This is a genomic window from Tardiphaga sp. 172_B4_N1_3 (assembly GCF_052076035.1).
Taxonomy (GTDB): domain Bacteria; phylum Pseudomonadota; class Alphaproteobacteria; order Rhizobiales; family Xanthobacteraceae; genus Tardiphaga; species Tardiphaga robiniae.
In genome coordinates, this window is the sequence record NZ_CP197238.1 from 6,121,000 (window position 1) to 6,144,883 (window position 23,884).

At 62.1% G+C, this 23,884-nt stretch carries 22 protein-coding genes; 18 read left to right on the top strand and 4 right to left on the bottom strand.

Annotated features, from left to right (window positions below):
- Positions 1–58 precede the first annotated feature (58 nt).
- The 9 genes from AB7783_RS28870 to zigA all read left to right on the top strand — a co-directional run bounded on the left by AB7783_RS28870 (position 59) and on the right by zigA (position 13,116).
- The gene (locus AB7783_RS28870; RefSeq protein ID WP_441279775.1) at positions 59–1,258 is read left to right on the top strand and encodes a serine hydrolase domain-containing protein; all 1,200 of its coding nucleotides are present in this window, start codon (positions 59–61) and stop codon (positions 1,256–1,258) included.
- A 35-nt stretch (positions 1,259–1,293) separates the two neighbouring features.
- Entirely contained in the window at positions 1,294–2,886 is a 1,593-nt protein-coding gene (locus AB7783_RS28875) for an ABC transporter substrate-binding protein (protein ID WP_441279526.1), read from the top strand.
- A gap of 10 nt (positions 2,887–2,896) precedes the next feature.
- A complete protein-coding gene (locus tag AB7783_RS28880) occupies positions 2,897–3,841 on the top strand; it encodes an ABC transporter permease (protein ID WP_439080039.1) in 945 nt (314 codons plus the stop codon).
- Positions 3,838–4,728 (top strand): ABC transporter permease, encoded by an 891-nt coding sequence (locus AB7783_RS28885; RefSeq protein ID WP_441279527.1) that lies wholly within the window; start codon positions 3,838–3,840, stop codon positions 4,726–4,728. Before AB7783_RS28880 ends, AB7783_RS28885 begins: the two co-directional genes overlap by 4 nt.
- A complete protein-coding gene (locus AB7783_RS28890) occupies positions 4,725–6,335 on the top strand; it encodes a dipeptide ABC transporter ATP-binding protein (RefSeq protein WP_441279528.1) in 1,611 nt (536 codons plus the stop codon). Before AB7783_RS28885 ends, AB7783_RS28890 begins: the two co-directional genes overlap by 4 nt.
- A gap of 73 nt (positions 6,336–6,408) precedes the next feature.
- A complete protein-coding gene (locus AB7783_RS28895; RefSeq protein ID WP_441279776.1) occupies positions 6,409–8,427 on the top strand; it encodes a primary-amine oxidase in 2,019 nt (672 codons plus the stop codon).
- Positions 8,428–8,763: 336 nt separating this feature from the next.
- Positions 8,764–10,341 carry a gamma-glutamyltransferase gene (gene ggt / locus AB7783_RS28900; RefSeq protein ID WP_441279529.1) on the top strand — a complete coding sequence of 526 codons (1,578 nt, stop codon included), beginning with the start codon at positions 8,764–8,766 and terminating at the stop codon, positions 10,339–10,341.
- 236 nt (positions 10,342–10,577) lie between these two features.
- Entirely contained in the window at positions 10,578–11,726 is a 1,149-nt protein-coding gene (locus AB7783_RS28905) for a diguanylate cyclase domain-containing protein (protein WP_441279530.1), read from the top strand.
- Positions 11,727–11,904: 178 nt separating this feature from the next.
- Complete coding sequence (zigA, locus tag AB7783_RS28910; RefSeq protein WP_120288517.1) at positions 11,905–13,116, top strand: zinc metallochaperone GTPase ZigA; 1,212 nt, start codon at positions 11,905–11,907, stop codon at positions 13,114–13,116.
- Between the two features lie 4 nt (positions 13,117–13,120).
- On the opposite strand, the gene AB7783_RS28915 is transcribed toward zigA, so the two are convergent.
- From AB7783_RS28915 to AB7783_RS28925, 3 genes are read right to left on the bottom strand one after another with little or no spacing between them, the layout of a single operon-like run.
- Positions 13,121–13,822, bottom strand: coding sequence for a DUF1045 domain-containing protein (locus AB7783_RS28915; RefSeq protein WP_441279531.1), 702 nt, complete (start codon positions 13,820–13,822; stop codon positions 13,121–13,123).
- 20 nt (positions 13,823–13,842) lie between these two features.
- Positions 13,843–15,030 carry an alpha-D-ribose 1-methylphosphonate 5-triphosphate diphosphatase gene (locus AB7783_RS28920; protein ID WP_441279532.1) on the bottom strand — a complete coding sequence of 396 codons (1,188 nt, stop codon included), beginning with the start codon at positions 15,028–15,030 and terminating at the stop codon, positions 13,843–13,845.
- Complete coding sequence (locus AB7783_RS28925) at positions 15,027–15,677, bottom strand: chloramphenicol acetyltransferase (protein WP_439079476.1); 651 nt, start codon at positions 15,675–15,677, stop codon at positions 15,027–15,029. Before AB7783_RS28925 ends, AB7783_RS28920 begins: the two co-directional genes overlap by 4 nt.
- 224 nt (positions 15,678–15,901) lie before the next feature.
- Between AB7783_RS28925 and phnC the strand changes: the two genes are divergently transcribed.
- The 4 genes from phnC to phnE (AB7783_RS28945) all read left to right on the top strand — a co-directional run bounded on the left by phnC (position 15,902) and on the right by phnE (AB7783_RS28945) (position 19,573).
- Positions 15,902–16,711, top strand: coding sequence for a phosphonate ABC transporter ATP-binding protein (gene phnC, locus AB7783_RS28930; protein WP_231077998.1), 810 nt, complete (start codon positions 15,902–15,904; stop codon positions 16,709–16,711).
- 113 nt (positions 16,712–16,824) lie between these two features.
- Complete coding sequence (phnD, locus tag AB7783_RS28935) at positions 16,825–17,763, top strand: phosphonate ABC transporter substrate-binding protein (protein ID WP_439062263.1); 939 nt, start codon at positions 16,825–16,827, stop codon at positions 17,761–17,763.
- A gap of 80 nt (positions 17,764–17,843) precedes the next feature.
- Positions 17,844–18,728 (top strand): phosphonate ABC transporter, permease protein PhnE, encoded by an 885-nt coding sequence (gene phnE / locus AB7783_RS28940; RefSeq protein WP_441279533.1) that lies wholly within the window; start codon positions 17,844–17,846, stop codon positions 18,726–18,728.
- Positions 18,725–19,573 carry a phosphonate ABC transporter, permease protein PhnE gene (gene phnE / locus AB7783_RS28945; RefSeq protein WP_441279534.1) on the top strand — a complete coding sequence of 283 codons (849 nt, stop codon included), beginning with the start codon at positions 18,725–18,727 and terminating at the stop codon, positions 19,571–19,573. Before phnE (AB7783_RS28940) ends, phnE (AB7783_RS28945) begins: the two co-directional genes overlap by 4 nt.
- Here the strand turns inward: phnE (AB7783_RS28945) and AB7783_RS28950 are convergent, their stop codons facing one another.
- A complete protein-coding gene (locus tag AB7783_RS28950; protein ID WP_441279535.1) occupies positions 19,574–20,224 on the bottom strand; it encodes a glutathione binding-like protein in 651 nt (216 codons plus the stop codon).
- Positions 20,225–20,323: 99 nt separating this feature from the next.
- On the opposite strand from AB7783_RS28950, the gene AB7783_RS28955 reads away from it, so the two are divergent.
- The 5 genes from AB7783_RS28955 to AB7783_RS28975 all read left to right on the top strand — a co-directional run bounded on the left by AB7783_RS28955 (position 20,324) and on the right by AB7783_RS28975 (position 23,870).
- Positions 20,324–20,986: a TetR/AcrR family transcriptional regulator gene (locus AB7783_RS28955; protein ID WP_441279536.1), complete on the top strand. Its 663-nt coding sequence runs from the start codon at positions 20,324–20,326 to the stop codon at positions 20,984–20,986.
- Positions 20,987–21,076: 90 nt separating this feature from the next.
- Positions 21,077–21,442 (top strand): YciI family protein, encoded by a 366-nt coding sequence (locus AB7783_RS28960; RefSeq protein ID WP_092139199.1) that lies wholly within the window; start codon positions 21,077–21,079, stop codon positions 21,440–21,442.
- The gene (locus AB7783_RS28965; protein WP_441279537.1) at positions 21,439–22,773 is read left to right on the top strand and encodes an RNA polymerase sigma factor; all 1,335 of its coding nucleotides are present in this window, start codon (positions 21,439–21,441) and stop codon (positions 22,771–22,773) included. The genes AB7783_RS28960 and AB7783_RS28965 overlap by 4 nt, the downstream gene beginning before the upstream one ends.
- 272 nt (positions 22,774–23,045) lie before the next feature.
- Positions 23,046–23,447: a DoxX family protein gene (locus AB7783_RS28970; RefSeq protein ID WP_441279538.1), complete on the top strand. Its 402-nt coding sequence runs from the start codon at positions 23,046–23,048 to the stop codon at positions 23,445–23,447.
- A gap of 15 nt (positions 23,448–23,462) precedes the next feature.
- On the top strand, positions 23,463–23,870 hold the full coding sequence (locus AB7783_RS28975; protein WP_068733526.1) for a VOC family protein: 408 nt from the start codon (positions 23,463–23,465) through the stop codon (positions 23,868–23,870).
- Positions 23,871–23,884 lie beyond the last annotated feature (14 nt).

The following is a 23,884-nucleotide window of genomic DNA, read 5'->3' on the forward strand; positions in this document are numbered from 1 at the left end:
GTCCGAACTGCCCGCCGGGTCGGTTCGCCATCATGGTGCATTGCCATACGAGGTCGAGATGAAGCCAAGTGACGTCATGAAGGGTGCGCCTCCTTCGACCGAGGCGCTGGTGACCCGGTTTAATTGGCGGAAGTACCCCCACAGCCAGTGGAGCTTTCGCAATACGCGGCAGGTGCTGCCGACGGCGGATATCCGACGCTCCTCAACGCCGAGCGCACTGACGTCGTCGGTTCGCGATCTCACCACGGTGGCCTTTGTTGCCGACGGAAAGCAGACAACGGTCGCCGAAACGCTGGCGCAGACCTACGCGGACGGATTGCTGGTGATGCAGCACGGCAAGATCGTCAGCGAATGGTACGGCGAGGGCATGACCCCGCATACGCCTCATCTGGTGTGCTCGGTCAGCAAATCGATCTGCGGCACGCTGGGCGGCATCCTCGTCGAGCGCGGTCTGCTCGATCCCGACAAGCCGATCGCCCACTACGTTCCTGAAGTAGCCTCGTCGGTTTACGGCGAATGCACTGTTCGTCATCTGCTCGATATGACGGTCGCGATCAAATTCGACGAGGACTACGACGATCCGGAAGGAGATGTCGTCAAATATCGCCTCTGCAACGGCTGGGATGTTCTGCCGAATGGTACTGCGCAGGGCGACCAGCGCAGCTTCCTTGCGACGCTGCGGCCCAATGGCGGACCGCACGGCAAGGTGTTTCACTACGTGTCCACCAATACCGACGTGCTGGGCTGGGTCTATGAGAAGGCCTGCGGCAAGCCCTATGCACAGATCCTCTCAGAATATATCTGGGCGCCGATGGGCGCGGAAGACGACGCCTATATCACGCTCGATACACATGGCGCGTCGCGCTCCGCAGGTGGCATCTGTGCGACATTGCGCGATCTCGCCCGCTTCGGCGAGATGATCCGTAATCGCGGTCTCGCCAATGGCATGCAGGTTGTGCCGGGTGGCTGGATCGACGATATCCATCTCAATGGCGACACGCAGGCCTTTGCGAATGGCGATCTCGCCTTCGTTTTCCCGAGCGGTCGCTATCGCGCATGTTGGTACACCATCGATCCCGCACGGCTCGATCTGGCGGCCGTCGGCATCCATGGCCAGTGGATCTATATCGATCCCACCACGGATACGGTGATCGTCAAGGTCGCGGCACAGCCGAAGCCGATGGATATCGCCATCGACCATCGCTGGCTCGCCGCGTTCCGTGCCATCGGCGAAACGCTGTCCAAATCTCCCGTCTGACGTTTTCGCATCACTCTCATTGCCTGGAGACCGCCATGTTCAATGATTTCAGCCGTCGTTCGTTGCTCAAGGTCAGCGCCGCCGCTCTTGCCGCAGGCATGATGCCGCGTATCGCGCGCGCGCAATCAAGCAAGGTCATCCGCGCTGTCATGCACGCGCCGCTGCGTGCCACCGATCCCTTGATCAACACCGCATGGACCGGCCGCAACCACGGCCTGAACATCTATGACACGCTGTTCTCCACCGACTCGAAATTCCAGATCCGACCGCAGATGGTCGAGGCCTATGAGATATCGGCCGACAAGCTGACCTATACGTTCAAGCTGCGCTCCGGCCTGAAATTCCACGACGGCGCGCCGGTGACGTCGGCCGACGTGATCCCGTCGCTGCAGCGCTGGGCCAAGCGCGACACCATGGGCTCGCGGATGATGGGTTTTGTCGCGGAGCTGAAGCCTGTCGACGAGCGTACGTTCCAGATGGTGTTGAAGTCCCCCTATGGTCAGGTCCTGCAGACACTAGCCAAGCCGTCCAGCATCATGCCCTTCATTATGCCGGCGCGCCTAGCGGCGCAGGAGCCGGATCAGCCGGTGACGGAGTTCGTCGGTTCCGGCCCGTTCCGCTTCATCGCGTCGGAGTTTCGCCCGGGCAACCGCGCCGTCTATGAGCGCAACGCGGATTACGTCTCGCGCGACGAGCCGTCCGACGGCCTCGCGGGCGGCAAGATCGTCAAGATCGATCGCTACGAGTGGATCAGCATGCCGGACTTCCAGACGGCAGCGAATGCGCTGATCAACAAGGAGATCGATTTTCTCGAAGCCGCGCCGCACGACATCCTGCCGTCGTTGATTGCCGCAAAGGACGTTACCGTCGCCGACTACAATCCACTCGGCTTCATGTCGGTGGTGCGCATGAACTGGCTCACGGAGCCGTTCAACAAGCAGGAAATCCGGCAGGCCGTGATGTATGCCAGCGACCAGGCCGATTGGCTCGACGCGCAGGTCGGCAATCCCGAATATTATCAGGCCTCCGCTGCAATGTTCGGCGTCACCACGCCGCTGGCAAGCGAGGTTGGCTGGAACACCAAACCGGATATCGCACGCGCCAAGGATCTCCTGAAGAAGGGCGGCTACAAGGGGGAGAAGGTCGTGATGCTGCAGGGCACGGACTCGCCGTTGCTGTCCGGCTCCAGCACCGTCACCGCGCAGAAACTCCGTGCCGTCGGCATGAATGTAGAGGTGCAGACCATGGACTGGGGCTCGCTGCTGGCGCGCCGCGTCAAGCAGGATTCGACCGCCAATGGCGGCTGGTCGATGACCCATTGGGTCACCACCACGACTGAACTCATGAACCCGCTGGCCAGCACGGTGCTTGACACCCGCGGGAAGAATGGCGGCTTCTTCGGCTGGCCGGAAGACACCGAGATCGAAAGCCTGCGCAACAAATTTGCGCTGGAGCCTGAAGCCGCCGCTCAGAAGTCCGTCGCCGAGGCGATCCAGAAGCGCGCCTATGATGTGATGACGCATATTCCGGGCGGCCAGTTCCGTCAGCCGGTGTCACACAGCAAAGCTCTCAAGGACATCGTGAGGGCGCCGGCGCCGCTGTTCTGGAACGTCGAGAAAACGGCATAAAGTCATGGCGATCGCCGGTGTCCTCCTGAAGCGATCCGTATCAGTCGTCCCCGTGCTCGTGGTGGTCGCGCTGATTGCGTTCCTTCTTTTGCGCTTCTCGTCCGGCGATCCCGTGGCGCAGCTTGCCGGCGACAATGCCGATCCGGCAGCGATCGCCGCGATCCGAGCGCGGCTCGGCCTCGATCAACCATTGCCGGTGCAATTCCTGCATTGGCTGTGGCGGCTTCTTCAGGGTGATCTTGGAATCTCCATCGTCTCCAATCAGCCGGTCTCGACGCTGATCGCCCAGCGCGTCGGTCCGACATTCGCCGTCTCGCTCACCACCATCATTTTCTCGGTGCTCGTCGGCGTGCCGATTGGTGTACTCGCGGCATGGCGTCGCGGTGGCTGGTTCGATCGTTTCGCTATGTGGACCTCGGTGACCGGCTTCGCTGTCCCGACCTTTGCCATCGGTTATTTCTGGATCTATCTGCTGTCGATGCAGCTCGGCCTTTTTCCCGTACAGGGCTATGCACCGCTGTCCGAAGGAATTGGCCGGTTCTTCTGGCACCTCGCGCTGCCGACGCTGACGCTCAGCCTCGTCTATGTCGCGCTCATCGCCCGTGTCGCACGCACCAGCCTGCTCGAAGTTCTGAACGAGGATTTCGTCCGCACCGCACGCGCCAAGGGCCTGCCGGAGCGCATCGTGGTGTTCAAACATGCGCTGCGCAATGCCGCGGTGCCCATCGTTTCCATCGTCGGTATAGGCGTGGCGCTGCTGATCGGCGGCGTTGTCGTCACCGAGAGCGTATTCAATCTGCCCGGCCTCGGTCGTCTCACCGTCGACTCGGTTCTGGCGCGTGACTATCCGGTGATCCAGGGCATCATCATGGTATTCGGCGGCGCCTATGTGGCGATCAATCTCCTGGTCGATATCAGTTACACATTCTTCGACCCGAGGATCAGCGCGCAATGACCGCCACCACCGTCATCGCGCCTGCATCTTCGCCCGTCGATGTGTGGACCTTCGTCTCTAAGCTGTTGCGCAACAAGATGATCCTGTTCGGCCTCGGGGTTCTCATCCTGCTTGCGTCGGTAGTGATCTTTGCCAGCGTCTTGTGGACGGTGGATCCGGCTGCGCTCAAGCCGCGCCTGCGGCTGCGCCCGCCGAGCGCGGTTAACTGGCTCGGCACCGACAATCTCGGCCGCGATATCTGGAGCCGGCTGATCTATGGAAGCCGTGTGTCGCTGATTGTGGGCGCGGTGGTGGCCGTTATCGCGGTTATGGCCGGTAGCGCGCTTGGCCTGATCGCCGGCATGGTGCGCTGGATCGACAATGTGCTGATGCGCATGATGGACGGTATGATGGCGATTCCCGCGATCCTGCTGGCTATTGCGCTGATCGGCGGGCTCGGCGCCAATCTCGTGACCATCTGTATCGCCATCGCCATTCCCGAGATCCCGCGTGTGGCACGCATGGTACGTAGCGTCGTGTTGACGGTACGCGAGGAGGCCTATGTCGAGGCCGCCGTCAGCATGGGCACGCGGCTGCCAGTGCTGGTTATCAGACATATCGTTCCCAATATTCTTGCGCCTCTGATCGTGCAGGCCACCTATATTGCCTCATCGGCGATTTTGATCGAGGCCTCGTTATCCTTCCTCGGCATCGGCATGCCCGACGAGATTCCGAGCTGGGGCAACATGATGGCCGATGCGCGGCTGTACTTTCAGATCAGGCCCGGCTTGATGCTATTCCCCGGTATCTGCATTGCGCTCACCGTGCTCGGCATCAATCGGCTCGGCGACGGCCTGCGTGATATGCTCGATCCCCGGTTGGCGCGTTCGGTGGGAGGCGTCAAATGAGCGAGGCCGTCCTGGAAGTCGCGGGTCTCGCTGTCGGGCTGACGCATGATGCCGAGGCACGCCGCATCGTCCGAGATATCAATGTCACCGTGCCGCTCGGGCAGATCGTCTGCGTCGTCGGTGAATCCGGTTCCGGCAAGTCGGTCACGGCCTTCAGTGTCATGGGTCTGCTCCCGGAAGGGCTGAAGCCCGTCGCCGGCTCGATCAAGCTGCTCGGCGAAGAGCTGATCGGGGCCGCGGACGACCGGATGCGTGAACTACGCGGCAGCCGCATCGGCATGATCTTTCAGGAACCGATGACGGCGCTCAATCCGGTGATGACCGTGCGTGAGCAGCTTGCGGAGCTGATCGAATGGCATTCCGAAAAGCGGCATCCCAAGGCCGAAGTCGACAAGCGCGTTCTCGCGGCGCTGGAAGACATGCTGCTGCCCAATGCCGCACAGATGATGCAGGCCTATCCGCATCAGCTCTCCGGTGGTCAGCGCCAGCGCGTGATGATCGCCATGGCGATGCTGCTCGAACCGATCCTGCTGATCGCCGACGAGCCGACCACGGCGCTCGATGTCACGACGCAGAAGCAGATCCTGGTGCTGATCAAGGATCTGGTGAAGCGCAAGAATATCGGAGTGCTCTTCATCACCCACGATTTCGGGGTCGTTGCCGATATCGCCGATCAGGTCGTGGTGATGCAGAAGGGCGTGGTCGTGGAGAGCGGCAGCGCCGACGCTGTCCTCAAGAATCCCACGCAGCCTTACACACGTCTGCTGATAGATTCCGTGCCCAAGGGCATTCGCAAGTCCGCCGAGATTCGTGACCCGTCGCCGTCGGTGCTGGAGGTCAAGGCACTGAAGATGACCTATGGCCATCGCGGTTTCTTTGGCCGGGGCCGGGTGACGCAGGCGGTTAAGGAAGCTGCGTTCACTTTGGGCCGCGGCGAAATCCTCGGCGTGGTCGGCGAGTCCGGCTCCGGCAAGTCGACGCTGGCGCGTTGCGTGTCGCGGCTGATGAAGCCGACATCGGGCGAGATCAGCTTGCTAGGCACCGATATCGCGCGCGCATCCAACGAGACGCTGCGTCCGCATCGCCGCTACATTCAGGTCGTGTTTCAGGATCCTTATCGGTCGCTCAATCCGCGCCTCTCGGTCGGACGATCGCTGATCGAAGGAGTCGTCAATTTTGGAGCGACACCCGAAGCGGCGCGCGCGAAGGTCGCGACCTTGCTGGAGCTCGTCGGCATGGACACGCAGATCCTCGATCGCTTTCCGCACGAATTCTCTGGCGGTCAGCGCCAGCGCATCTGCATTGCGCGCGCACTGGCCTCCGAGCCGCAGATTCTGATTGCCGATGAAGCCGTCTCGGCGCTCGACGTCACTGTGCAGGCGCAGGTGCTCAAACTGTTCGCGGATCTGCGCAGCCGGCTTGGTCTCGCGATGCTGTTCATCACCCATGACCTCCGCGTTGCCGGTGAGCTGTGCGACCGCATCATGGTGATGAAGTCCGGCGAGATCGTCGAAAGCGGCCCGACCGCCGACATCTTCGACAATCCGCAGCATCCCTACACACAGGCCTTGTTTTCGGCAGCTCCCGGTCGCGAGCGCCTCCAATGAGAGCCCTTAGCCCTCGACGCTTTCCAATCCCTCGCGGCGCCAAGCGCCTTCAGGAGTTCTGCCTATGACGGTCATGACCAAGATCGAGAGCGATGCGATCGTTCAGCCAACGGCTGCGCCGGTGCCGTTCCATCCGCTTAACCCGCTCTCGCTCGACGAAATCGGCGCGGCCTGCGATCTCGTAAGGAGAGATGCCAAACTGTCGGCGCGGGCTCGCTTTCCCATCGTGCGGCTGGAAGAGCCCAGCAAGGCCGATCTGCGCGCCTATGCCAGTGGCACGCCGCTTCCGCGACTCGCCTTCATCGTCGTGCTGGACTCCGCAACCGGCGCATCGACCGAATACATCGTCGATTTGACCGCCAGCAAGATCGTCGAAAGCAAGCTGCTGCCGAATTCCGAAGCGCCCTATGGTCAGCCACCGGTGATGATCGGTGAGTTCATGCTGTGCGAGCAGATCGTCAAGTCCGACGAGGGCTGGCGTAACGCGATGCGCCGTCGTGGCATGTCCGACAAGGATATGGAGATGGCGCAGGTCGATCCGTTCTCGTCGGGCTTTTTTGACCGCGATTTCGAGCGTGGCCGCCGCATCGTGCGTGCCGTCACGTTCTTCCGCGAGGACATCAAGGACAACGCCTATGCGCATCCGGTTGAGGGTGTCGTGGCCGTCGTCGATCTGATCCACCAGAAAGTGGTCGATCTGCTCGACGACGAGGTCGTGATTCCGATCCCGAAGAAGAAGCGCAATTACGGCGCCCACGAGAACGCCAATCTGCGCACCGACATCAAGCCGCTGAATATCGAGCAGCCGGAAGGGCCGAGCTTCAAGGTCGATGGCTGGAATGTGGAGTGGCAGAAGTGGAGTTTTCGCGTTGGTTTCACGCCGCGTGAAGGTCTGGTGCTGAACCAGCTCGCCTATCAGGACGGCGACAGGAAACGCTCCATCATCCACCGCGCCAGCGTCACCGAAATGGTGGTGCCTTACGCCGATCCGACGGCCAATCATTACTGGAAGTCAGCTTTCGATGCCGGCGAATATGGCCTGGGTATGCTCGCCAACGCGCTGGAGCTCGGCTGCGATTGCCTCGGCAACATCCATTATTTCGATATCCCGGCGGCCGATGAGCAGGGCAAGCCGTTCACCATGAAGAATGCGGTCTGCATGCATGAAGAGGATTACGGCATCCTCTGGAAGCACTACGAATTCCGCAACGGGCTGTTCGAAGTGCGCCGCTCGCGGCGCCTCGTCATTAGCTTCTTCGCGACTGTTGGAAACTACGACTACGGCTTCTACTGGTACCTCTACCAGGACGGGACCATCCAACTCGAGGCCAAGCTCACCGGCATCATCCAGACGGCTGCCGTTGCACCCGGCCAGAAATATGCCTGGGGCGGCATGGTCGATGAAAATCTTGGCGGTCCCACCCATCAGCACTTCTTCAATGTCCGCATGCATATGGATCTCGACGGCGGCGGCAACACCGTGACCGAGCATGAATTCGCGCAGCGCCCATGGGGCACCGACAATCCTCATGGCAATGCGTTTGATCTCAAGAGCCGCACGCTGTCGCGCGAGCGCGATGCGGCAGCGATCGCCGACGGCCAAAGCGGCCGTTACTGGAAGGTCACCAACCCGAACAGCAAGAACAGCGTCGGCAATCCCACCGGTTACAGGCTCTCCGTGATGCCGAGCCCGCTGATGCTGGCGCAGGAAGGCAGCTTCGTGCGCAAGCGCGGCGGCTTCGCCACTAGGCATGTCTGGGTCACCGCCTACGATCCCGCCGAAAAATACGCCAGCGGCGATTACCCGAACGTCCATGCCGGCGGCGATGGCCTGCCGCGCTACATCGAGCAGAACCGCAATATCGAGAACACCGACATCGTGTTGTGGCACTCGTTCGGCCACACCCATGTCTGCAAGCCCGAGGATTTTCCGGTGATGCCGGTTGAATACGCCGGTTTCATGTTGAAGCCGAATGGCTTCTTCACGGCGAATCCAGCGCAGGATATCGCGCCGGAGCGCAACGGCCGCAGCGTTCTGAGCTCCGAAACGCCCACGGAAACTATCGCCAGCTCGTGCTGCCACAAGTCCTGAGGCCATGACCGGGAGGCACGCATCATGATCTGCTGCCTCTTGGCCCTGCTCGCGGCATTGCCCGGCGTTGCGCTGATCCGGCTCCTGAAGGCCGGTTGTGGGTCACGCGCGCATTACGTTCAAATTTGCACGACTGGGTTGCGGCGCGATATCGTATTCGCGGTAGCGGCTGCCAGTCTCATTGTTGTCATAACGGCTACCGCACTGCCGATTCACACGCTAAACCACACGCCATCCCCGCGCGCCTGGGGGCCGATCTGCTCGGCGCTCGACCGCATCTCTCCCGCCTCGTCGCGCGATCTGCGCCAGGCGGCTTCGTACCGATAGAGGACTCTCATGCGTGATTTCATGGCCGTTGCCCGTTCCGTCGCCGTTGCCGAGCACGGGATGGCCGCAACCTCGCATCCGTTGGCGACGCTGGCTGCCGTGGAGATGCTGAAATCAGGCGGCAATGCCATCGATGCGGCGCTGGCGGCGGTCGCCGTGCAATGCGTGGCCGATCCTGCGATGACGGGCATCGGCGGCGATTGTTTCGCCCTCTATTCGCCGAAGGGCGGCGCGCCGATCGCGCTGAACGGCTCCGGCCGTACGCCGGCCAAGATCGATTCCGAGAAATATGCGGCGTCCGGTGACCGCGACATTCCCGAGACCTGTGTCGAGACCGTCACCGTGCCCGGCGCCATCGATGCCTGGTGCACGCTGAGCAAGGATCATGGCTCGAAGCCGCTGGCCGACGTGTTTGCCGCAGCCATCGATGCCGCCGAGAACGGCTTCCTCATCACCCCGCGCGTGTCCGCCGACTGGGCCAAATGGCGCCGCAAGCTGGAACTGCATCCCGACGCGACCGCGCAGTATCTGCCGGGCGGCCATGCCCCCGCGGTCGGCGACAAGCGCGTCCAGCCGGCGCTCGCTGCCACGCTGCGCCGGGTCGCGCGCGAGGGCCGCAACGGCTTCTATCAGGGTCAGGTGGCCGACGACATCATCACCACGCTGCGTGCCGTCGGCGGCGTGCACGAGGCCGATGATTTCAATGAGCAGCGCTCCGACTATGTGACACCGATCTCGGCCAATCATCACGGCTATGATGTCGCCGAATGCCCGCCAAACGGCCAGGGACTCGCGGCACTGATGATTCTGCGCGTGCTGGCCGGCTACGACATGGCCAATCTGAGTGAGGCCGACCGCATCCATGTGCTTGCCGAGGCGACCAAGGCGGCCTATCGCACGCGCGATGCCTATTTCTGCGACCCGGCTTACGGGCAGGTCGATGTCGAGCGCTTCCTGTCGGACAAGTTCATCGGCGACCTCCGTGCCAAAATCGACATGAAGCACGCTTCGCCAGAAGAGCATTGGGACTCGGTCATCCACAAGGACACGGTCTATCTGACCGTGGTCGACCGCGATCTCAACGCCGTGTCACTGATCAATTCGCTGTTCGGCCCGTTCGGTAGCGGCATCTATGCGAAGAAGTCCGGCGTCCTGCTGCATCACCGCGGCTGGAGTTTCCGTGCCAAGCCCGGCCACGTGAATTCGCTTGGCCCGCGCAAGCGTCCGATGCACACGATCATCCCGGGCATGCTGATGAAAGACGGTCGCGCGGTCATGCCGTTCGGCGTGATGGGCGGCCATTATCAGGCCACCGGCCATGCCCAGTTCATATCCGATGTGATCGACCGCAAGATGGACATCCAGGCCGCTGCCGAGGCGCCGCGCTCGTTCGCGACCAACAATCTGCTGCAGCTTGAAAAGACCATCCCGGAAGCGGTGCGCAACGATCTGGCCGCCCGCGGCCATACGCTGCAGATGATGGATACCGGCATCGGCGGCTGCCAGGCGATCCAGATCGATTACGAGCGCGGCGTGCTGCTCGGCGCCTCGGACCACCGCAAGGATGGTCTCGCGCTCGGCTTCTGATCGATCAGGACAAGGCGCGATGGCGAGCTTCAGGTCCCGTCGCGCCGTGACTGGTCCGGAGTTCGCCAGTCTTCTACCCGATAAGCTCGAATTCTCTGCATCCAGCGGAAGAGGCTCTGCGCCTGACGGACAAGCGTGCGATTGGTAACTGCCGGTTAACTCAGTTAGATTTTGAGCGAGTTCGCCGATGAAAATTTCAGACTTTGGCGGTATCGGGTGCTTCGGGGAGAAGCGACGTGGTCAAATTCTGGAGATCAATTTTCGTAGGCGTTCCGGACCATGTCCGGATCGAACTCATCGACATGCTCTTCCAGACGCGAGTGCCGCTCTCGATCGCCGGCTTCACACTGGCCATCGTCTCGTGTCACGTCGCTATTAGTTCTGCAAATCCATGGTTCTACGGGTTGAGTGCAGCCGGAGCGATCGTCACGATCTTCCGCGTGGCCACCGAAGGCGTCTATCATCGCAGTAAGGGTCAACGCAGCTTCACAATCGCCGCGGCCGAGCGATGGGAGCGGCTTTACGCGTGGAGCAGCTACGTCTTCGCAGGGCTGATCGGAATACTCGGCGCAGCGACTTTCTGGGCGAAGAATCCTGCGCATCAACTCCTCGCAACGGCGCTGGTCTTCGGCTATGCGGCCGGCATCGTCTGCCGGATTTCCGTCCGGCCGGGGATCGCATTGCCTGCCTTGATGCTGGTCGCCTTGCCGACGGCGTTCGCGGCGCTCGCCCGCGTCGATAGCAATCTGGCTTTCTATGCGGTGATCCTGATAGCGTTCCTGCTCGGCAGCTTCGAGACCGTGCGTTTCATCTATCGGCAGAATATAGAGCAGATCTCGCTCAAGCATGAATTCTCGACCCTCGCGCGGCACGATGCGCTGACGGGTCTGGCCAATCGGCTCGGCTTTCAGGAACGCCTCGCGATCATCGCCGCGCGCGCCAGGGCGGTGGGCTGTCTCATTGCCGTTCACAGCGTCGACCTCGATCGGTTCAAGGAGGTCAACGACGTGCATGGCCATCCCGTAGGCGATGCGCTGCTGCAGGCGGTCGCGAGCCGGCTCAGCGGAATTTTGCGCGACGGCGACTTCGCGGTGCGCATGGGCGGTGACGAATTCGTCGTGGTGCAATCCGTCGTTGGCAATCGCGAGGAGGCAATGTTGCTGGGCCGCCGCATCATTCGGACGCTCTCGGAGCCGTTCATCATCGATGGCCTGGAACTGACCGTTGGCGCCAGCGTCGGAATAGCCATCGGCCGCGAGGGTGACGATCCCTGCGATCTCACACCTGCTGCCGACAGGGCACTTTACGCATCGAAAGCCAGCGGCCGAAACCGCGTGACCTTTGCCAAGCCGGTGGATGCCGAGACAATCGCGCGGGCTGGCTAGCGTCCACGCAATGAGCGTGGGCTGACCGCGCCAGATGAGATTTCCGGCAGATCAGAAAAGCTGACAGCGCATCGACAGGATCGGTGAGCGGGTTGACAGGCATCGGATATGTAATGTTATAACATTTCATACATGAAGAGCCTGATGTCCCGTACCCTCAAAAGACTGTTCGATCTCGATGCAAAAACTCCCCGTCACAGTCTTGTCCGGCTTCCTCGGGGCTGGAAAGACAACTTTGCTGAACCACGTGCTGAACAATCGTCACGGCCTGAAAGTGGCGGTGATTGTGAACGACATGAGCGAGGTGAACATCGATGCGGCCCTGGTTCGCGATGGCGGTGCCAACCTGTCGCGGACGGATGAGAAGCTGGTCGAGATGACCAATGGCTGCATCTGCTGCACGCTCCGCGACGATCTGCTGAAGGAGGTGCGTGCGCTCGCCGAGAGCCGGCGGTTCGATTACCTGCTGATCGAATCCACCGGAATTGCAGAGCCGCTGCCGGTGGCCGCGACCTTCGATTTCCGCGACGAGAACGGCGACAGCCTCTCCGACGTGGCGCAGCTCGATACCATGGTGACCGTCGTCGATGCGGTGAACCTGCTGAAGGACTATTCCTCCACCGACTTTCTGCAGGACCGCGGCGAGGCCCTCGACGGCGACAAACGCACGCTGGTGGATCTGCTGGTGGAGCAGATCGAATTCGCTGATGTCGTGGTGCTCAACAAGGTCAATGACGCCACGCTTGAGCAATGCAACAGCGCGCGCAAGATCATCTGCGCGCTCAATCCCGATGCCGATATCATCGAGGCGAATTTTGCCAACGTGCCGTTCGACCGCGTGCTCGATACCGGCCGTTTTGATTTTGAAAAGGCGCAGCAGCATCCGCTCTGGCACAAGGAGCTCTATGGCTTCGCCGATCACGTGCCGGAGACCGAAGAATACGGCGTGACGAATTTCGTCTATCGCGCGCGGCGGCCGTTCGATCCCGAGAAGTTTCAGGCCTTTCTGCGCGAGAGCTGGGCCGGCGTGATCCGTAGCAAGGGGCATTTCTGGCTGGCAACGCGGCCACAATGGGTCGGCGAACTCAGCCAGGCGGGCGCCATCGTGCGTACCGAAGGCATGGGATTCTGGTGGGCCAATGTCCCCGTTGATCGCTGGCCGGACGATCCGTATTGGCGGCAGTCCCTGAAGAAGAACTGGAACGAGATCTATGGCGACCGGCGTCAGGAGATCGTCTTCATCGGTTCCGACATGGATGAAAGCGATATCCGTCGTCGGCTCGATGCCTGTCTCGTGCCTGGCAAGCCCGGCATGGATATCGCCGGTTGGGCCAAGCTCGCCGATCCGTTTCCGGCCTGGAAACGGGCCGACGAGATGGCATCCTCGTGACGCGTCAAGTCGCCGTCAGCGGCGCGTGACGCAGCACCTGGAAGCGCGACGTCGCAGATGTCTGGTGGAACAGGCCGATGCGGTCGATCCGCAGTGAGGTGAGATCAAGTGTCGCGAACCGCTGCTGCAGCATCGCCAGTACCGCGGCGCTGCGCTCGGGTGCAAGCCGTCCGGTCAGCGTCATGTGAAAGCGGAAGTCGTCGCGCACATAGGGATAGCCGAAACGATCCAGCTGCTCGACCTGCCGCGGCGTCAGGTTCTCCGGTTTGCGCCGTGCGCGATCCTCCGGCGTCATCGGTGCGCGGAACACCTCGAATCCTTCGACACAGGTCTGCGCCAGTGCGGCGAGCTCAGTCGAGGGCGCATCCGGCACCACAGCCGTGAAGCCGCTGATGATACCAACCACAGGCGAGATTTCCGGGATGGCGCGGGGCATCCGGGCGAATTCATCGAAGGCCGCGATCAGGTCGGCTTCGGTGGCTTCCGACGTCAGCGAGAACGGTGCCTTCAGCGTGGCGTGAAAGCCGTATTTGCGTGGGTCCTTGATGACAGCCGGCCAGTCCGGCGCTTGCATGATGAGATCGCCGGGCACCAGCACGTCATTGCCGGCGAAGGGATCATAACCAAGGATTTCGGCGCCGAAGTGGGAGAGGGCACTGTTGGCGTCGGGGGCATAATAGATCGCGTAGCGCGGGAATTCATTCATGGCCGCACCATAAAGCCGCGTTACGCTGCGGCAATAGCTTTACGTTGCATGGCACGCGCCGGCTGCAGCCGCGCGGCATCGGTCAGATGCACGAGCTTGCCTTGTGCGATGACGGCGACGATGCGCGGCCGCAGCGCGGCACTGTCATCGACGAGCAGGAGATCGGCACGGCGCCCGCCTGCGATCTCGCCGCGATCGATAAGTCCGGCGGCCTTTGCGGGCGCGGACGAGATCAGCGCCCAGGCTTGCGGCAGTGACAGGATACCATCCTCGACCAGTCGGAATGCGGCCAGCAATTGCGCGGGATAATAATAGTCCGATGCGAGGATCGAGCAGAGGCCCTTGGCGATCATTTCGGACGCCTTGGTCCAGCCGGTATGGCTGCCGCCGCGCACCACATTGGGCGCGCCGAACACGATGAAATCGCCGGCCGCCGCCGCGGCCTTCGCGGTCTCTTCGTTGATCGGGAATTCCGCAATATTGACGCCGAGCCTGCGGAAGTCATCGCGCATCGTAGGCGTTGCGTCATCATGCGAGAGCGTCGGCACGCCGGCAGCGCTCGCCGCTTTGGCGAGGCGGGCAATCGAGGCAGGCACCTCATCGGTGCGCGACAGCACGCGATCGACCAGCTGGTCGAAGGCATCGCTGCTGAGCCCGGTACGTTCGACCATCCGCGCGCGCTTTGCCGGCTTTGAGATGCCGGCGATGTCCATATGATCGTTGAAGGCGAGCAGATCGATGCGGCCGGCCTGCAGCCAGCCGACGATCTCATCTTCGGCGTCGAGATTGAACGTCTCCTGCCGCAGATGGAAGCGCGTGTCGGAGGCGAGCTTCGGCCGCAGCGTCTCGATGGCATCCAGCAGCTTGCGGGCGTTCTCCGCGCCGCGCAGGCCTGGCTCCCAGGACCACGTGGTGCCGTGGAACACCGTGGTGATGCCATTGGCGATGGCCTGGCGGTCGCTGTCAATCAAGGCAACATCGACCGGGAAGTCGACGCCGGGGCGCGGCATCAACTGCCGCTCGAAGGCGTCGCCATGCAGATCGACGATTCCCGGCAGCACCAGCAGATCGGAGGCATCGAGGCCGAGCGCGCCATGGGGTGCATCCGATCCGATGTCCGCAATCACGCCATCCCCAATCTGCAGTGAGGTCTCGGCCATGTCCTGGCCGAGCAAAGTGCGTCCGCCGTCGATAAAGATATCCGTCATGTCACTGCCATCTGCCTGGGCGCCTTGACGCCTTTATACTTGCTCAGGAAATCCTCGACCGGGAGCTTGCGGAAATCCGGCAATGCCTGTCGTAGCATCTCGTGCTCCCAGTCCCACCAGGCGAGCTCCATCAGCCCATCTTCCACAGTTTCGGAAAACCGCCGCCGCACCGGCCGCGCCGGATTGCCGGCAACGATCGTATAGGGGGCGACGTCCTTGGTCACGATGGCGCCGGCGGCGATCACAGAACCAGTGCCAATCTTGCGGCCGGGCAGCACGATGGCGCCATGACCGAGCCAGACGTCATGGCCGATAGTGCAGTGATGCGCGCGGCGCCAGGCGAAGAAGTCGGCGTCGTCGCTCTCACCGGGGAAATAGGCGCTGGCGCGATAGGTGAAGTGGGCTTGCGTCGCCCGGTGCATCGGGTGATTGCCGGGATTGATCCGCGTCATCGCCGCAATCGAGCAGAACTTTCCGATCGTCGTGTAGGTGATCTGGCCGTCATTCACGACATATGAATAGTCGCCCATCGCCACTTCGTTGAGGATCGTGCGCGCGCCGACTTCGGTATAGGCGCCGAGCTCGGTATCGACGAGTTTCGCGGTGGGATCGACCGCTGGCGTGAGCGAGAGTTGTTTTCCGGCCATGTGACGCTCGTGCGACGGAAGAGGAATCGGTGGGTGATATATTAGAGTGTGCGCTGGCGCGCGGGCACCTCTTCGGTCGGTTTCGTGACGGTGTCGTGACGTTCACATGAATTCGGGCGTCCTTTTCCCGCAACGACGATAACCCGTATGCGCAGGGCACATGTCACATCATTGTTAAACGCGGGCGTTACCGGTGGCGATGTCTATTGTCATTGGAGTGCCTCATGCTGGTGGTGGATAAGCTGACGTGCCGTTTCGGCGCCAAGGCTGCCGTCGATAACGCGTCGTTCGAGATCAAGCCGGGCGCATTCGTCGGCGTGATCGGCCGTTCCGGTGCCGGTAAGTCGACCATGCTGCGCATGATAAATCGCCTGTGCGAGCCCACTGAAGGCCGTATCGTATTTGATGGCACCGATGTCACCGCACTCAAGGGTCGCGATCTGCGCAAGTGGCGCGCGCGCTCCGCCATGATCTTCCAGCAGTTCAATCTCGTCGGCCGTCTCGACGTGCTGACCAATGTGCTGATGGGCCGTCTGGCCGAGATGCCGCAGTGGCGCTCGCTGACCCAGATGTGGCCCGAGGACGACCGCGCGCTGGCGATGTCGGCGCTGGAGCAGTTCGACATGGCGCAATATGCTTCGCAACGCGCCGATCAGCTCTCCGGCGGTCAGCAGCAGCGTGTCGCCATCGCGCGTGCACTGGTGCAGCAGCCCGACATTATTCTCGCGGATGAGCCGATCGCCTCGCTCGATCCGCGCAACACCCGCATCGTCATGGATGCGCTGCTGCGGATCAACAAGCACTTCGGCATCACCGTGATGTGCAACCTGCATTCGCTCGATCTGGCGCGCACCTATTGCGATCGCCTGATCGGCATGTCCGCCGGCCGCGTCGTGTTCGATGGCGCGCCGTCCGCGCTCACCGAGCATATCGCCCGTGAACTCTACGATCTCGAAGCCGATGAGGTGATGGGATCGGCGCATATGCCGACGCCTGTCCGCGTTCCCGAATACGGTGTTGCTGCTGTCGCGTGATTGCAGTGCGTTGAAATTATCGCGGTGACGTCATCGTAACGATGGCATCGCCGCGATAGACGCGCCTTCTACCAAGAAAAAACGTTTCACCTCAGATCAAAACAGGGACTGTCATGATCAACCGTCGCTCCATTCTGCTCAGCGCCGCGGCGCTGGCTTTCGCCGCCACCTCGGCCTCGGCCCAGGATTACAAGGCCAAGTATCCGGAACTGACCTTCGCCATCATCCCGGCAGAAAACGCCTCGGGCGTCACCGAGCGTTGGGCGCCCTTCGTCGCCTATCTGTCGAAAGAACTCGGCGTGAAGGTCAATTTGCGCATCGCCAATGACTACGCAGCCGTCATCGAAGGCCAGCGCTCCGGCAACATCCACATCGCCAGCTACGGCTCGGCCTCGTTCGCGCGCGCCCGCCTCACCGGCGTCAAGACCGATGCCTTCGCCAACGACATCAACATCGATGGCTCGACGGGCTACTACTCGGTGTTTTTCGTCAAAGCGTCGAGCCCCTACAAGTCGGTCGACAATCTGAAGGGCAAGAATCTCGGTCTGGTCGATCCGAATTCAACCTCCGGCAACAACGTGCCGCGCTTCGAGCTGGACAAGATGGGCATCTCCGATGCCGACACCTATTTCAGCAAGGTCGTGTTCACCGGCAGCCACGAAAATGCGCTGCTGGCGCTGTCGCAGGGCACCGTCGATGTCGCCGCCAACCAGTGGACCAACGACAACGACTCGACGCTGCAGCAGATGCTGACCAAGGGCATGCTGAAGAATGCCGACGGCTCGGCGATGAAGAAGGAAGACTTCCGCATCATCCACAAGTCGGCCCCGATCATCAACGGCCCCTATGCCTATAGCTCCGACCTGCCCGAAGAGCTCAAGGTCGCCATCGCCAAGGCCTTCGTCGATGCACCGACCAAGGACAAGGCGGCTTTTGATCGCCTGTCGGACGGCCAGAAGAAGGGCTTCCATGCCGCGACCACCAAGGATTGGGACGCGACCATCGACCTGATCAAGTTCGTCGACGCGCTTCGTAAGAAGAAGGCGTCCTGATCGCCTGAGCATTGAAGGGAGCCGGATCAGCAATGGTCCGGCTCCTTTTCTGTGTTTGATCCTAGATAGGCCCGCACATCATGTCCGCCGCCGTTTCCATCCTTCCGGCTCCGCAGCTCGCTGCGCTGAACGATGCCTACCGCAAGGCGGTTGCGCGCCGGCGGTTGCGCACGCTGTTCGTCGTGGTGGCCTGCTTTGCAGCGCTGTTCGTCGCGGCGCTGGGCGCCGAGGTCAATCTCAGGACTTTTGTGGAGAAGATCGGAAATTTCGGCAGTTATTTCGATCGTATCTTCACGCTTGAGGCCGGCACCCGGGTCTGGACCGACGTCAATGAATGGTTCTGGGGTTGGAAGAAGTGGCTGTCGCTGCTCGGCGAGACCGTGCTGATCAGCTATGTCGGCACGCTGATCGGTGCCGTGCTGGCCTTCGGGCTCAATTTTCTCGCGGCCGAGAACACTGCGCCCTCAGTGCCGCTGCGCTTTGCCGTGCGCCGCTTCATGGAATTCTGCCGGACCGTGCCGGATATCGTGTTCGCGCTGATCTTCGTCATCGCCTTTGGCCTTGGCCCGATGGCCGGCGTGTTGGCCATTGCGATCCACTGCGTTGGGGCGCTCGGCAAGCTCTATGGCGAGATCGTCGAGAATATCGACATGAAGCCGGTGGAAGGCATTCGCTCGACCGGAGCGGGCTGGATCGACTGCATGCGCTTTGCGGTGCTGCCGCAGGTCGCGGCCGGATTTGCGAGCTACACGCTGCTGCGCTTCGAGATCAATGTGCGTGGTGCCTCCGTGATGGGCTTCGTCGGCGCCGGCGGCATCGGCCAGGAACTCGTCGTTGCTGTCAGAAAGTTCTATTATTCCGACGTCAGTGCGATCCTGCTGATGATCATCGTCACGGTCTTCATCATCGACATCGGCACGGGCTGGCTGCGCGGCCGTCTGTTCGGCAAGGAAGCCAGATCATGAACAGGCAGCCTGACATCAATACCCCCGCATTGCGCGGGCGCTATCCCGATGTCTTCAACCGCCCGATGGCCTCGCGCGCCGGTGTGCCCGCCATCCTGGTCGCGGCGCTGGCGCTTTTCATCTTCGGGCTCAATGAACTCGATTTCTCGCCGGCGCGGATGTGGACCGGCCTGCGCGAACTTGGCTGGATCACGATGATGATGATCCCGCCGGATCCCGGCTCGTCACTGCCTGCCTATCTGCACGCGATGGGCGAGACGCTGTCGATCGCGCTGCTTGGCACCACCCTTGCTGCAGTGTTCGCGCTGCCGGTCAGTCTGCTCGCGGCACGCAACGTCATTCCGTCCGCGTGGCTTCGCTTTCCGGTCCGGCGTTTTCTGGATTCGATTCGCGGCGTCGATACGCTGATCTGGGCGCTGGTCTGGATCAACGTCGTCGGTCTCGGCCCGTTTGCCGGCGTGCTGGCGATCGCGATTTCGGATTTCGGCGCCTTCGGCAAATTGTTTTCGGAAGCCATTGAAGCCGCCGACAAGAAGCAGGTCGAGGGCATTCGGGCCTCCGGCGGCAGCGCAATGCACGAGATTCGTTTCGGCTTGATGCCGCAGGTTCTGCCTGTCATCGCCGGACAGGTGCTGTATTTCATCGAGTCCAACACCCGCTCCGCCACCATCATCGGCATCGTTGGCGCGGGCGGTATCGGTCTTCAGCTCGCCGAGCAAATCCGCGTGCTGGAATGGCAGAAGGTCTCGTTTCTGATCCTGATGATCCTGGTCGCCGTGGCGGCAATCGACTGGATCTCCAGCCGATTGCGCTTTGCCATCATCGGTCGCCGCGCGGTGGCGTGATCACGCCGCCGCCTTGTGCCGTTCCTGTTCGGCCTTGAACAGTTCGAACTCTTCAGTGACCGCGCGCACGATGCTCGGGCGTTCGCGCAGGCGCTTGTGATAGGCCTTGATCGCCGGCCAATTGTTCAGATCGATCTCCGGCAACACCATCGTCCAGTTCAGCACCGTGACAAGATAGGCGTCGGCGACGCTGAACCTGTCGAGCAGGAAGTCGCGTCCGGTGAGATGGTTTTCGAGATAGGTCAGCCGCGACAACCCGCTTTGTAGTGCATAGGCCTTCATCTCCGGGGGGGCCTTCTTGGCCAGCAGCGGGACGAACAGCCCCTTGTGCAGTTCCGTGCCGATGAAGCAGAGCCACTGCTGCAGCCGGCTGCGGTCGATGCCCGAACCCGCGGCGATGGGGGACTGCGGAAACCAGTCGGCGACATGCTGCAGGATCGCAGCATTCTCGGTGAGGATGACGCCATCGTCGGTGCGCAGCGTCGGCACCAGACCGAGCGGATTCACGTCGCGGAAATCCGAACCGTCGTTGCGCACCTCCTTGTTCAGTGGATCGACCTCGAAGAACCGGGCATCGGCGCCGGCTTCGGCCTCATACAGCGCGATGCGAGTGGCCATCGAACAGGCCATCGGGGAGAAATACAGATCCATGGAAGCCTCCTTGAGATGGCGGACTGTTTACGACCTGTCCGCCGGTTGATTTTCGTACCGTCTCGCATAATATAAATCTGGTCAAGGAATTAATGCGAAATGGTACAAAAAAAGAAAAAGCCCGTCGTCGTGGCGAAGCCGGAGGTGGCCACCGAGCCGAAGCGCCGCGGCCGGCCACGCGCCTATGAGCCCGATGTGGCGATCGGGCAGGCGCTGGCGCTGTTTCGCAAAGGCGGTTATGCGGCGACGTCGCTCGACGATCTCAGCGAAGTGACCGGCATGAACCGGCCGTCGCTCTACGGCGCCTTCGGCGACAAGCGCGCGCTTTATGTCAAGAGCTACCAGCGCTATCGCGACGACTACACCGTCCGGGTCATCGAGATCTTCAAGGCCGATATCGACATCCGGGAGCGGCTGCGCCGGTTCTTCGATGCGGCACTCGACATCTACACCACAGGCGATACCGCGCCGCGCGGCTGTTTTGCTGTCATGACGGTGGCGTCCGACGCTATCGCCGATCCGGAGATCGGCGCGATGATGCGCGAAAATTTTGTCGAGCTCGATGACGCCTTTGGCTGGTGTTTCAAGACCGCCGTCGCGCGCGGCGAATTGCCGGAGACGATCGATGTTCCCACGCTGTCGCAGATGGCGTCTGCGATACTGAATATGTTCTCGATCCGGTCCCGTGCCGGTGTTCCGCGCGCAGAGCTGGAGGCGTTCCTGCAGAAGGCGGTCGGCCTGTTATGCCGGTCCTCCGCATGACGTGTTCCACGTCGCCGCGCTCCCAACAATAATTTCCGCTAACCTGTCGGGATCGCACGATGTCGACCGTCTTTCATCCAAGGAGACCCCATGCTTTACGCCATCCTCTGCTACCACGATGAAGCCGTTGTCGGCGGCTGGTCGAAGGACGAAGACGACGCCGTGATGGCGAAGCTTGCCGTTGTGCACGGCAAGCTCGCGCAACAGGGCCGGCTCGGTCCCGTTGCGCGACTGCTGCCGACCACCGCGGCGACAACGTTGCGTAAGGACGAGCCGCCGGTGGTGCTGGACGGCCCCTTCGCTGAAACCAAGGAACAGTTGCTCGGTTTCTATGTGGTCGAGGCAGAAAATCTCGACGGCGCGCTGGAGATTGCGCAGGACCTCGGCCGCGCCAATCCCGGCGGCGCCTATGAAATTCGCCCGATCGGCGTCTTCCACGGAGCGTTTCAGCCATGACCGATGTCGCCTGGATCGATGCGGCGCTGACCTCGGCGCGTCCCCAGGCGCTCGGCGCGCTGCTGCGCTATTTCCGCAACCTTGATACCGCGGAGGAGGCGTTCCAGAACGCCTGCCTGCGCGCGCTGAAGACCTGGCCGCAAAATGGCCCGCCGCGCGATGCCGCCGCCTGGCTGATCATGGTCGGTCGCAATGTGGCTATCGACGATATCCGCCGTGGCGCGAAGCAGCAGCCGCTGCCGGAGGACGACCACGCGATATCCGATCTGGACGATGCCGAGAGCGAACTCGCCGAGCGTCTCGATGGCTCGCATTATCGCGACGACATTCTGCGGCTGCTGTTCATCTGCTGCCATCCGCAACTCCCGGCGACGCAGCAGATTGCGCTGGCACTGCGGATCGTCTCGGGCCTGACGGTGAAGCAGATCGCCCGCGCGTTCCTCGTCTCGGATGCCGCGATGGAGCAGCGCATCACCCGCGCCAAATCTTCCGTCGCCAAGGCCAATGTGCCGTTCGAGACGCCCGGCGCGCCGGAGCGCAGCGAGCGTCTCGCGGCCGTGGCCGCCATGCTCTATCTGATCTTCAACGAGGGCTATTCGGCGTCAGGCGAAAGTATCGATCTGCGCGCGCCGTTGTGCGAGGAGGCGATCCGCCTGGGACGATTGCTGCTCAAGCTGTTTCCGGCCGAGCCGGAGATCATGGGCCTGGTAGCGTTGATGCTGCTGCAATATGCCCGCTCGGCGGCGCGTTTCGATGCCAATGGTGCGCTGGTGCTGCTCGACGATCAGGACCGCACGCTGTGGAACACCAAGATGATCGCCGAAGGCCTGGCGTTGATCGACAAGGCGATGCGCCATCGCCGCACCGGCGCCTATCAGATCCAGGCGGCCATTGCCGCGTTGCATGCCCGCGCGGCGAAACCGGAACACACCGACTGGGCACAGATCGACCTGCTTTATGGCTCGCTGGAAATCCTGCAGCCGTCGCCGGTGATCACGCTCAACCGCTCGGTGGCGGTTTCGAAAGTGCGCGGTCCCGAAGCGGCGCTGGAGATGATCGCGCCATTGGCCGCAAAGCTCTCGAACTATTTCCACTTTTTCGGCGTGCAAGGCGCATATCTGATGCAACTCGGCCGCAACGATGAAGCGCGGGAAAGCTTCAACCGCGCCATCGCGCTGGCCAATACGTCGGCGGAGGCCGATCACATCCGGATGCATCTCGATCGGCTGATGCTGGAGAGCAAGCCGCCGAACAGTAGCCGCAAACGAAAGACGGGCGAGACGCTTTCTGCTCCCTCCCCCCTTGCGGGGGAGGGCCGGGGAGGGGGGTAACCACAAGCGATGGCGTGTGTGGCGGGGGGGGGGGGGGGGGGGGGGGGCGCCCCCCCCCCCCCCCCCCGCGCCCCCCCCCCCCCCCCCCCCCCCCCCCCCCACCACAAGCGATGGCGTGTGTGGCCCCCCCCTCCCGGCGCTGCGCGCCACCCTCCCCCGCAAGGGGGGAGGGAAGAAAGCACACCGCGAATAATTTCTATAGCGGTGTCGGATTACGTCGATGCCGCTCGTCTTTGAGACATCGGCAGCTATTCGAACCACAGGACCATTTCATGCCCGTTTCCCGTATCGCGCTCTGGATCGGCCGCATTCTCAGCGGCCTCGTCATTCTCTTTCTGGTGATGGATGGCGGGATCAAGCTGGTGCCGATCAAGGAGGTCACCGAGACCATGCAGCAGCTCGGCTATAGCGGCAGCATGGCGCAGGCGCGCGGCCTTGGCGTTCTCACGCTGCTCTGCGCATTGCTGTACGCGATCCCGCGCACGTCCGTTTTCGGCGCCATTCTGCTCACCGGGCTTCTCGGCGGCGCGATGGCGACACATCTGCGCGTCGACAGCCCGCTGTTCACGCATCTGTTGTTTGGCTTTTACATCGGCGTGATGGCATGGGGTGGGCTGTACCTGCGCGATCCCGCTATGCGCGCGATGATCCCGATCCGAAACCAGAGTTTTTAACCGGAGGAAAGAGCGATGCAGGTGAATCCCTATCTTCACTACAATGGCAATTGCGAAGAGGCGCTCAATTTCTACGTGAAGGCGATCGGCGCCAAGATCGACGTCATCATGCATGTGGAAGGCTCGCCCGCGGCGGAACAGATGCCGCCGTCGATGGCCAAGAAGGTTCTGCATGGCCAGATCTCGGTCGATGGCGAGGTCATCATGGCCTCGGACGCGCCGCCGGATTATTTTGAGAAGATGCAAGGCATGTCGGTCTGTCTGCAGATCCAGGATCCTGCAGATGGCGCCAAGGTGTTCGCGGCATTGTCCGAGGGCGGCACCATCAAGATGCCGTTCGGCGCCACGTTCTGGTCAAAGGGATTTGGTATGTGTGTCGACAAATTCGGTGCGCCCTGGATGATCAACTGCGCGATGGAGTGATGTGAGGCGTACGC

Coding starts and splice junctions, on each gene's coding strand:
- AB7783_RS28870 (WP_441279775.1), top strand. CDS start 59: ATGAAGCCAAGTGACGTCATGAAGGGTGCGCCTCCTTCGACCGAGGCG.
- AB7783_RS28875 (WP_441279526.1), top strand. CDS start 1,294: ATGTTCAATGATTTCAGCCGTCGTTCGTTGCTCAAGGTCAGCGCCGCC.
- AB7783_RS28885 (WP_441279527.1), top strand. CDS start 3,838: ATGACCGCCACCACCGTCATCGCGCCTGCATCTTCGCCCGTCGATGTG.
- AB7783_RS28890 (WP_441279528.1), top strand. CDS start 4,725: ATGAGCGAGGCCGTCCTGGAAGTCGCGGGTCTCGCTGTCGGGCTGACG.
- AB7783_RS28895 (WP_441279776.1), top strand. CDS start 6,409: ATGACCAAGATCGAGAGCGATGCGATCGTTCAGCCAACGGCTGCGCCG.
- ggt (WP_441279529.1), top strand. CDS start 8,764: ATGCGTGATTTCATGGCCGTTGCCCGTTCCGTCGCCGTTGCCGAGCAC.
- zigA (WP_120288517.1), top strand. CDS start 11,905: ATGCAAAAACTCCCCGTCACAGTCTTGTCCGGCTTCCTCGGGGCTGGA.
- AB7783_RS28915 (WP_441279531.1), bottom strand. CDS start 13,822: ATGAATGAATTCCCGCGCTACGCGATCTATTATGCCCCCGACGCCAAC.
- AB7783_RS28920 (WP_441279532.1), bottom strand. CDS start 15,030: ATGACGGATATCTTTATCGACGGCGGACGCACTTTGCTCGGCCAGGAC.
- AB7783_RS28925 (WP_439079476.1), bottom strand. CDS start 15,677: ATGGCCGGAAAACAACTCTCGCTCACGCCAGCGGTCGATCCCACCGCG.
- phnC (WP_231077998.1), top strand. CDS start 15,902: ATGCTGGTGGTGGATAAGCTGACGTGCCGTTTCGGCGCCAAGGCTGCC.
- phnD (WP_439062263.1), top strand. CDS start 16,825: ATGATCAACCGTCGCTCCATTCTGCTCAGCGCCGCGGCGCTGGCTTTC.
- phnE (WP_441279533.1), top strand. CDS start 17,844: ATGTCCGCCGCCGTTTCCATCCTTCCGGCTCCGCAGCTCGCTGCGCTG.
- phnE (WP_441279534.1), top strand. CDS start 18,725: ATGAACAGGCAGCCTGACATCAATACCCCCGCATTGCGCGGGCGCTAT.
- AB7783_RS28950 (WP_441279535.1), bottom strand. CDS start 20,224: ATGGATCTGTATTTCTCCCCGATGGCCTGTTCGATGGCCACTCGCATC.
- AB7783_RS28955 (WP_441279536.1), top strand. CDS start 20,324: ATGGTACAAAAAAAGAAAAAGCCCGTCGTCGTGGCGAAGCCGGAGGTG.
- AB7783_RS28960 (WP_092139199.1), top strand. CDS start 21,077: ATGCTTTACGCCATCCTCTGCTACCACGATGAAGCCGTTGTCGGCGGC.
- AB7783_RS28965 (WP_441279537.1), top strand. CDS start 21,439: ATGACCGATGTCGCCTGGATCGATGCGGCGCTGACCTCGGCGCGTCCC.
- AB7783_RS28970 (WP_441279538.1), top strand. CDS start 23,046: ATGCCCGTTTCCCGTATCGCGCTCTGGATCGGCCGCATTCTCAGCGGC.
- AB7783_RS28975 (WP_068733526.1), top strand. CDS start 23,463: ATGCAGGTGAATCCCTATCTTCACTACAATGGCAATTGCGAAGAGGCG.